Annotated in this window: 2 protein-coding genes; both read left to right on the top strand. The window is 53.3% G+C overall.

Annotated features, from left to right (window positions below; genetic code table 11):
• The first annotated feature begins 65 nt into the window (after positions 1 to 65).
• The gene (locus P2G53_RS14085; protein ID WP_275818358.1) at positions 66 to 374 is read left to right on the top strand and encodes a transposase; all 309 of its coding nucleotides are present in this window, start codon (positions 66 to 68) and stop codon (positions 372 to 374) included.
• An 8-nt stretch (positions 375 to 382) separates the two neighbouring features.
• Entirely contained in the window at positions 383 to 1228 is an 846-nt protein-coding gene (locus P2G53_RS14080) for an IS3 family transposase (RefSeq protein WP_275818360.1), read from the top strand.
• The last annotated feature ends 30 nt before the right edge of the window (positions 1229 to 1258 follow it).

Below are 1258 nucleotides of genomic sequence, written 5' to 3'. Positions count from 1 at the left end.
CCGAGTTACCCACGAAGAGTAGACACCTTCTATAGTTAGGTTTACGCCTGACGGGGAGGTGTAAGATGTCCAGGAAAAAGTATCAACACTATACCGAGGAATTCCGACGCGAAGCGGTCAATCGCGCAGGTCAACCTGGGAATACAGCAGCCTCGGTTGCGAAAGAGCTGGGGATTCATCCGGGTCAGATCTATAACTGGAAGCGCCAGTTCAACCGATTGTCGGAGAAGCAGTTCAACAGTCTGAATGGTGTCGACTACTCCAAGTCCGAAAGCGAAGAAGTTCGCCAGTTGAAGCGCGAACGGGATGCACTGAAGAAGGAGCTCGAGTTCCTAAAAAAGGCTGCTGCGTACTTTGCGAGTCAGCACGAGTAAAGTACGCTCTGATACAGGAGTATCGAGGGCAGTATGCGATACGTCTGATGTGCCGGGTACTGGCCGTATCGGCATCAGGATTTTACCGTTGGCTGGGTCGGGATATCAGTTCCCGAGTGCGCAGGCGACAGATCATGGAAGAGCAGGTCATGGATACCTTTGCCACCTACAAGGCCCGCTACGGGGCCCCGCGAATTGCCGAGGAGCTGAATGCCCTGGGCATCGCCTGTTCCGTGAACTACGTCGCAGACATCCTCAGACGCCGCGGTATCCGGGCGCGTAACGGCAAAGCCTTCAAGTACTCGCCGCACACCGAAGCGATGACCGGTGTGGCCGATAATCTTCTCAAGCGTCGCTTCAACGCGGATGCTCCGAATCAGAAATGGACCACCGATATTACCTACATCTGGGTCAGGGACCGCTGGCTGTATCTGGCCACGGTAATGGACCTGTATTCGCGAAGCATCGTTGGCTGGTCCTTGGATACGAGCATGACCGAGCAGTTGATTACCGATGCTCTGAACATGGCCTTCAAGCGCCGGAACATCGAGCCTGGCCTGATCATTCACTCTGACCGAGGTGTGCAGTACCGGTCCAATCGCTATCAGGCGTTGATGGAGCGAAACGGCTGCAAGCCTAGTATGAGCAGGAAAGGGAACTGCTGGGATAATGCCGTGATGGAATCGTTTTTCAGCAGGCTGAAGGTGGAGCTGATCTATGCTGAACAATATAGGACCGTAGAAGAAGCAAAATCAGGTATCTTCGAATACATCGAAGTATTTTATAACCGCATACGTAGGCACTCGGCTTTGGGCTATGTCAGTCCGGCAGAGTATGAGCGCAAATGCGCATAACCTAGTGTCTACTTTTTGTGGGTAGGACCA

The organism is Neptuniibacter sp. CAU 1671, assembly GCF_029222905.1.
In the GTDB taxonomy this organism is placed as follows: Bacteria; Pseudomonadota; Gammaproteobacteria; order Pseudomonadales; family Balneatricaceae; genus Neptuniibacter.
Note: the sequence above shows the minus strand (reverse complement) of the source record. Positions and strands in the feature narration are given on the sequence as shown.

Bases quoted from the DNA above. Each gene is read 5' to 3' on its own strand.
- P2G53_RS14085 (WP_275818358.1), top strand. From the start codon at position 66: ATGTCCAGGAAAAAGTATCAACACTATACCGAGGAATTCCGACGCGAA.